Below are 7,997 nucleotides of genomic sequence, written 5' to 3'. Positions count from 1 at the left end.
ACCACCGAGGAGCCGGCGCCCATGTCCTTGGTGTCGAGGTTGTTCTGCACCGCGAGCACGAGGTTCTGGTTGGTGGCACCGACACCGAGGCCGACGACGGCCATGAAGGCACCGACCAGCGCGAGGTTGGTGTGCTCGTCGATCGTGCTGAGCAGGTAGAGCCCGACCGGCAGCATGATGCCGCCGAAGAGGAGGTAGCGCTTCCAGCGCCCGGTGGCGCTGATCAGGCGCCCGGTGACCATGCCGGCGACGGAGAGCCCGAGCACCATGCAGATCGACATCAGGCCGGCATGGGTCGGCGTCATCCCGCGGGCGGTCTGGAAGTACTGCTGCAGGTAGACCGTCGCGCCGAACATGCCGGCGCCGACGAAGAACGAGGCGCACGTGGAGAGCACCATGGTGCGGTCGCGGAAGAGCCGCAGCGGGATGATCGGCTCCGCGGCGAACCTGCCCTCGACCAGGATCGCGACGGCGAGCACGACGACGCTGCCGGCGACCATGACGTACGACATCGGCGAGGCCCACTCGAAGGACTCGCCGCCCAGCGTGACCCAGATGAGCAGCATCGAGACACCGGCGACCAGCAGGAACGCACCGAGGTAGTCGATGCTGACCTCGCGGCGTACGTGCGGGAGGTGCAAGGTCTTCTGCAGCAGGATGAAGGCGACCACGGCGAACGGGACGCCGACGTAGAAGACGCCCGGCCAGCCGACCGGCGAGTCGACGATCACGCCGCCCACGAGCGGGCCGATGACCGTGGCCAGGGCGAAGACGGCGCCGATGTAGCCGGAGTAGCGACCGCGCTCACGCGGGGAGACGATCATCGCGATGATCACCTGGATCAGCGCGACGATGCCACCCATACCGAGGCCGGCAATCACCCGGCCGGTGATGATGACCGGCATCGACGGAGCCAGACCGCAGATCGCGGAGCCGACGATGAACAGCCCGAGCGCGACCTGGACCAGGACCTTCTTGTTGTAGAGGTCGGCGAGCTTTCCCCAGATCGGCGTGGTCGCGGTCATCGCCAGCATGCTCGAGACGACGATCCAGGTGTAGCCACCCTGGGTGCCGTCGAGGTCGGTGACGATCCGCGGCAGCGCGTTGGCGACCGAGGTGCTGGACAGCATGGCGACGAAGAGCGCCATCAGCAGGCCCGAGAGGACCTCCATGATCTGGCGGTGGGACATCTCCGGCGCCGCGACGGCCGGCGAAGGCTGCTGGGACTCTGACAAGTGTGGGCTCGGCTCTCACGAGAAACTGGTTGAATATCGTCAACCAATGTACCTGCGTTTAGTTGCTAAACGCAACTTGTCCCTGTGTGGAGCGATCGGCGCCCGAAAACGGGGCGACCCGCAGGCGGGCCAGGTGGCCGTCCCGGTGGATGAGTCCGGTACGCCTGCGGGTCGGGTGGCTGCCGTTGGATTGCCAGCTCCCCATCCATGGTTGGAGGGCTGCTAGCGAGCAGCCACCTCACGCATCCAATCGTTCTTCATCTGATCGGATCACCTCCTTTCCCGTGTGCCTCAACGGTAGGCGCCGGGCCGTCGCGGAATCAAAGGGTTTTATCGCTGGTCAGGCAGGCTCCTCGACCAGGGGGTGGCTGAACTGCGACTGGTAGAGCTCGGCGTACGCCCCACCTGCCTCGAGCAGCTCGGCGTGGTTACCCTGCTCGACGATCGCGCCGTCGCGCATCACCAGGATCAGGTCGGCGTCGCGGATCGTGGAGAGCCGGTGGGCGATCACGAAGGAGGTGCGGTCCGAGCGCAGCGCCGCCATGGCGTGCTGCAGCAGCAGCTCGGTGCGGGTGTCGACCGAGGAGGTCGCCTCGTCGAGGATCAGCAGCGACGGCTCGGCGAGGAAGGCCCGCGCGATCGTGACCAGCTGCCGCTCGCCCGCCGACAGGTTGCCGCCCTGGTCGGTGATCAGGGTGTCGTAGCCGTCCGGGAGCGAGTGCACGAACCTGTCGACGTACGTCGCCCGGGCCGCCTCGAGGAGCTCCTCGTCGGTCGCGGACGGACGGCCGTAGCGGATGTTGTCGCGGATCGTGCCCTCGAAGAGCCAGGTGTCCTGGAGCACCATGCCGGTGCGGCCCCGCAGGTCGGCGCGGGGCATCGAGGCGATGTCGACGCCGTCCAGGGTGATCCGGCCGCCGTCCAGCTCGTAGAACCGCATGATCAGGTTCACCAGCGTGGTCTTGCCGGCACCGGTCGGGCCGACGATCGCGACGGTCTGCCCGGGGCGGGCCACCAGCGACAGGTCCTCGATGAGCGGCTTGTCCGCGTCGTAGGCGAACGAGACGTGCTCGAAGCGGACCTCGCCGGCGCCGGCGGAACCCGTCCGGGGTGCGCCGACCTCGGCCGACTGCTCCTCGGCGTCGAGCAGCTCGAAGACGCGCTCGGCCGAGGCGACTCCCGACTGGAGCAGGTTCATCATCGAGGCGAGGGTGGTGATGGGCTGGGTGAACTGGCGCGAGTACTGGATGAAGGCCTGCAGCTCCCCCAGGCTCAGCGCGCCGCTGGCCACGCGGAGCGACCCGACGACGCAGACCACGACGAACATCAGGTTGCCGACGAACATCATCAGCGGCATCAGGATCCCGCTGATGAACTGGGCCTTGAAGGCGGCGTCGAAGAGCTTGTCGTTCTCCTCGGCGAAGGTCTTCTCGACCTCCTCCTGACGGCCGAAGACCTTGACCAGGTCATGGCCCGAGAAGGTCTCCTCGATGTGGCCGTTGAGCTTGCCGGTGTGGCGCCACTGGGCCACGAACTGACCCTGCGACCGCTTCATCACCGCGCCGGTCACGACCAGTGAGACCGGCACCGCGAGCAGCGCGATCAGGGCCAGGACCGGGCTGATCCAGAACATCATGAACAGCACCGTGACCAGCGTGAACAGCGCGGTCAGCACCTGGCTGAAGGTCTGCTGCAGGGTCTGGCTGATGTTGTCGATGTCGTTGGTGACCCGGCTGAGCAGCTCGCCTCGCGGCTGCTTGTCGAAGTAGGACAGCGGGACGCTGTGCACCTTCTTCTCGACGTCCTCGCGCAGTCCCTTCACGGTGCCCTGGACGACCGAGTTGAGGATCCAGCCCTGCGCGAAGGAGAGCATCGAGGCGACCAGGTAGACGATGAGCACGACCAGCAACGCGTTGCGCAGGGCGTCGAAGTCGACGCCGTGGCCGGGGTTGACGTAGTCCATCCCGGAGAGCATGTCGGCGAGCTTGTCGTCACCCTGCGCCCGCAGGCCCTCGACCGCCTCCTCCTGGGTCACCCCCGCCGGCAGCTCCCGGGAGAAGACGCCGCCGAAGATGATGTTGGTCGCCTTGCCGAGCAGCAACGGACCCAACGACATCAGCGTCACGCTGATCGCAGCCAGGACGATGGTGGCGAAGGCATGGATCTTGTAGGGCGCCATCCTCCTCAGGAGGCGCTTCGCCGAAGGGACGAAGTTCATCGCCTTGTCCCCCACCGCGCCGCCGGCGCCCATCGGGCCGGGGCCGCCCTGGGGACGTACGATCCGCTCGGTCTTCTTCATGGTCTCGCTCATGCGGCGGCCTCCTCGAATGCTGACCGAGGTACCTCGGCGTGGATACAGTTCCTTCGCGGAATTCCACGAAGGCAGTGATCATTCACCGAGTTACCTCGGTGAGCATTCCGCCGCTCGCTCATGCCGCCGCCTCCTCTGCGCTGAGCTGGGAGGAGACGATCTCCTGGTAGGTGGCGTTGCCGGCGAGCAGCTCCTCGTGGGTGCCCTCACCGACGATGGCGCCGTCCTCGAGCACGAGGATCTTGTCGGCGTCGCGGATGGTGGAGACGCGCTGGGCGACCACGATGACCGTGGCGTTGCGGGTCTCGGGGGCGAGCGCGGCGCGGAGCCGGGCGTCGGTGGCGACGTCGAGCGCGGAGAACGAGTCGTCGAAGAGATAGATGTCGGGCCTCCTCACCAGTGCGCGGGCGATCGCCAGACGCTGCCGCTGACCGCCGGAGACGTTGGTGCCGCCCTGGTCGATCTCGGCGTCGAGACCGGTGCCACCCTCGGGCGCCATCCGCTCGACGAAGTCGCGCGCCTGAGCGACCTCGAGCGCGTGCCAGAGCTCCTCGTCGGTGGCATCCGGCTTGCCGTGGAGCAGGTTGGACCGGACGGTGCCGGTGAACAAGAAGGCCTTCTGCGGCACCAGCCCGAGAGTGCTGCGGAGGGTGGCCGGGTCGAGGTCGCGTACGTCGATCCCACCGACGCGCACGACCCCGGCCGTCGCGTCGAAGAGCCGTGGGATGAGCCCCAGGAGGGTCGTCTTGCCGGCGCCGGTGGAGCCGATGATCGCGACGGTCTGCCCCGGCCGGGCCTCGAAGGTGAGGTCGTGGAGGACGGGGTGGTCGGCGCCGGGGTAGGTGAAACCGGCACCGGTCAGGTCGACGTGCCCGCGCCGGGAGATCTCGGTGATGCCGGCACTCGGCGGCGTCACCGACGTCTCGGTGTCGAGCACCTCGGCGATCCGGTCGGCGCAGACGGCCGCACGCGGCACCTGCATGAGCATGAACGTGCCCATCATGATCGACATCAGGATCTGCATCAGGTACTGCAGGAAGGCGGTCAGCGGGCCGACCTGCATCACTCCGTTGTCGACCCGGATGCCACCGAACCAGATCACCGCGACGCTGGCCACGTTGATGACCAGCATCATCAGCGGGAACATCGTCGACATCCAGCGCCCGGCCCGCAGCGCGACGTCGGTGAGCTCGTCGTTGGCCTTCGCGAACCGCGCGGTCTCCTGGCGCTCGCGCACGAACGCGCGGATGACCCGGATGCCGGTGATCTGCTCGCGCAGGATGCGGTTGACCGCGTCGATGCGCTCCTGGACCTTGCGGAAGTTGGGGACCATGCCGCGGACGACCACGGCCATGGAGAGCAGCAGCGCCGGGATGACGACCGCGAGCAGCCAGGAGAGACCGGCGTCCTCCTGGATGGCCATCACGACACCGCCGACCATCATCATCGGCACCATCACCGCGAGCGTGCAGGTCAGCACGGCGAGCATCTGCACCTGCTGGACGTCGTTGGTGGTCCGGGTGATCAGCGACGGGGCGCCGAAGCGGCCGACCTCGCGAGCGCTGAAGGAGCCGACCTTCGCGAAGATCGCCGCCCGCAGGTCGCGGCCGAAGCTCATCGAGCTGCGTGCCGCGAAGTAGACGCTGGCGATCGAGCACAGGATCTGCACCAGCGCCACGCCGAGCATGATCGCGCCGATGCGCATGATGTAGTCCGTGTCGCCCGCGGCCACGCCCTTGTCGATGATGTCGGCGTTGAGGCTGGGCAGCAGCATGAAGGCCGAGGTCGAGAAGAGCTGCAGGATCGCGATGACGACCAGGAATCTCTTGTACGGGAGCAGGTAGTCCCGGAGCAGTCGGAGAAGCATTCAGGGGGTCTCTCTGGTCAGGATGCCACCGAGCAGCACGTCGATGACGTCCTCGGTGCTCAACGGCTGGTTCGTTCGGTTCAGACCGGGGAGCCAGGCCCCGATCGTGAGGCTGCGCAGCACCAGCGCGGCCTTGCGCGGGGGCAGCCGCAGCTCGTTCGCGTGCGGCTCGAAGACGAGCCTCGTCAGGTTGTCGATGAGGGCCTTGTTGGCCTCGATGACGAACCTCGGCGGACCGTGCGGATGACGTACGCCCTCGGGGTCGCACTCCTCCTCCATCACGGCCGAGCGCACCGCCATCATGACCAAGACGCCGCGCTGCGAGCCCGCTGCCAGCAGGTCGATGACGGCACGGAGCTTGTCCTCGATGTCGGCCTTCTCCTCGACGACCTCCGCCATGGACTCCTCCGTCCGCACGGGGTCGAAGACGTTCTCCGCCACCGCCCGGTAGAGCTCCCGCTTGTCGCGGAAGTGGCGGAAGATCGTGCCCTCGGCCACCCCCGCCGCTTCCGCGATCAGCCGCGTGGTGGTCGCCGTGCCGTGCTCGATCAGCAGCGTCTCGGTCGCCGCGATGATCGCCGCGCGGCGGTCGGCTGCGGGGATCGGCTTCGCCCGCGTACGTCGTTCGTCCACATCCACGAGAGTATGTGAGTGAGCACTCACTCACAACTCGATTATCGGGTGGGTGCTCCCGCCAAACCCTGTTCGACCGGATGCGGACTAGGGCATGCTGGGCCCCACTGTCGGGCCGACAAGGGCCGTGACAGCGGTGGTCCCGACAATCTCGACCACCGAATCCGGAATGGAGACAGCATGCGTAGGTTGTTGACAGGTGCGACCGCGGTCGCGCTGGGGGTCACCGGCACCCTCGTCATGGCGAACTCGGGCAGCGCCACCTCCGACCAGGAGGTCCGCTATGTCGTGGCATATGCCGAGGGATCCTCGGCCGCCACCGCTCGCGCCGCCGTGAAGGCGGCCGGGGGCGAGATCGTCTCGGAGAACAGTGCCATCGGTGTCGCGACGGTCACCGCGGGCGAGGACTTCGCCGAGGCGGCCAACGCCTCGAGCGCCCTCGTCGGCGCGGCCCAGGACAGGATCGTGGGCGCCACCACCCCTGATGCGGCGAGCAAGGCCCGCAAGCAGGAGGTGTCGAAGGTCGAGACCGAGTTCCGCGGTGGCAAGGGCACCGCGCCCAAGACCCCGAAGCCCAAGGGGTCCTCGGAGCCGCTCTCCGGTCTGCAGTGGGACATGGAGCAGATCCACGCCGGGGAGGCCAACGAGACCGAGCGCGGCGAGGGTGTCCGCGTCGGCATCATGGACACCGGTGTCGACGGGTCGCACCCCGACATCGCGCCCAACTTCGACGCCCGCCTGAGCCGCAACTTCACCACCGACATCCCGGTCGACGCCAACGGCGCCCCGGTCGACGGTCCGTGCGAGGACGAGCCCGACGCCTCCTGCGAGGACGCGGCCGACGTCGACGAGAACGGCCACGGCACCCACGTCGCCTCGACCATCGCCTCGCCGGTCAACGGCGTCGGCATCACCGGCGTCGCCCCGGAGGCCGACATCGTCAACCTCCGCGTCGGCCAGGACTCCGGCTACTTCTTCTTGCAGCCCTCGGTGGACGCGCTGACCTACGCCGGCCGCAACGGCATCGACGTGGTCAACATGAGCTACTACGTCGACCCGTGGCTGTTCAACTGCACCAGCCACCCGGCCGACTCCCCCGAGGACCAGGCCGAGCAGATCACGATCATCACCGCGATGCAGCGTGCCCTCGACTACGCCCGCTCGCGCGGCGTGACCCTCGTCGCCGCCGCCGGCAACCAGGCGATCGACTACACCAAGCCGCAGACCGACGCCAGCAGCCCCGACTACGCCAGCGAGCCCGGCGAGGCCGCGTACGTCCGTGACCTGCTCGACCCGGAGTCCTGCGTCTCCATGCCGACCGAGGGTGACGGGGTCATCGCGGTCAGCTCCACCGGCCCGTCCGAGCGCAAGTCCTACTACTCCAGCTACGGCGACGGCTTCGTCGACGTCGCGGCGCCGGGTGGCGACGCGTACGACACCGCGGACCGCAAGCGCGACTTCGCCGCCACCATCCTGGCCGCCTACCCGTACGACCTGGCCGTGGCCGAGGGCGCGATCGACCCGGCGACCGGTGAGGTCCTGGTCCCGTGGGCCGTCGCGGACTGCTCCAGCGGCGAGTGCTCCTACTACCAGTACCTGCAGGGCACCTCGATGGCGTCCCCGCACGCCGCTGGCGTGGCGGCGCTGATCGTCGGCGAGTACGGCAGCAGCGACCGTTCCGGCAAGAAGCTCTCGCCCAACAAGGTCGAGAAGATCCTGCTCAGCTCGGCCACCGACAAGGCCTGCCCGGTCCCGGCGGACTTCACCTACGTCCGCCACCTGCCCAACGGCAACACGGCGACCTCGACCCACACCTGTGAGGGTGGCGAGGCCCCGAACGGCTTCTACGGCAGCGGCATCGTCAACGCCGAGGCGGCGGTTTCGCGCTGACCCTCGTGCAGGGATACCCGGTTAACCGGGTATCCCTGCACTTCTCTGGCATTGCAACACC

5 protein-coding genes are annotated in these 7,997 nt (G+C 68.1%); 1 reads left to right on the top strand and 4 read right to left on the bottom strand.

The genetic code is table 11. From position 1 onward, the window contains the following. The 4 genes from ACFVJS_RS22980 to ACFVJS_RS22965 form a co-directional block, all read right to left on the bottom strand. Positions 1-1,235: MFS transporter (locus tag ACFVJS_RS22980; RefSeq protein WP_378885386.1), on the bottom strand; the 1,235-nt coding region annotated here is incomplete at its 3' end. Between the two features lie 340 nt (positions 1,236-1,575). Then, positions 1,576-3,546 (bottom strand): ABC transporter ATP-binding protein, encoded by a 1,971-nt coding sequence (locus tag ACFVJS_RS22975; RefSeq protein ID WP_378885384.1) that lies wholly within the window; start codon positions 3,544-3,546, stop codon positions 1,576-1,578. A 118-nt stretch (positions 3,547-3,664) separates the two neighbouring features. Then, complete coding sequence (locus tag ACFVJS_RS22970; RefSeq protein ID WP_378885381.1) at positions 3,665-5,413, bottom strand: ABC transporter ATP-binding protein; 1,749 nt, start codon at positions 5,411-5,413, stop codon at positions 3,665-3,667. Beyond that, positions 5,414-6,046 carry a TetR/AcrR family transcriptional regulator gene (locus ACFVJS_RS22965; RefSeq protein ID WP_378885378.1) on the bottom strand — a complete coding sequence of 211 codons (633 nt, stop codon included), beginning with the start codon at positions 6,044-6,046 and terminating at the stop codon, positions 5,414-5,416. Between the two features lie 180 nt (positions 6,047-6,226). Between ACFVJS_RS22965 and ACFVJS_RS22960 the strand changes: the two genes are divergently transcribed. Next, positions 6,227-7,936, top strand: coding sequence for a S8 family serine peptidase (locus ACFVJS_RS22960; RefSeq protein ID WP_378885376.1), 1,710 nt, complete (start codon positions 6,227-6,229; stop codon positions 7,934-7,936). The last annotated feature ends 61 nt before the right edge of the window (positions 7,937-7,997 follow it).

It is taken from the genome of Nocardioides sp. NPDC057772, from assembly GCF_042798075.1.
Taxonomy (GTDB): domain Bacteria; phylum Actinomycetota; class Actinomycetes; order Propionibacteriales; family Nocardioidaceae; genus Nocardioides.
Note: the sequence above shows the minus strand (reverse complement) of the source record. Positions and strands in the feature narration are given on the sequence as shown.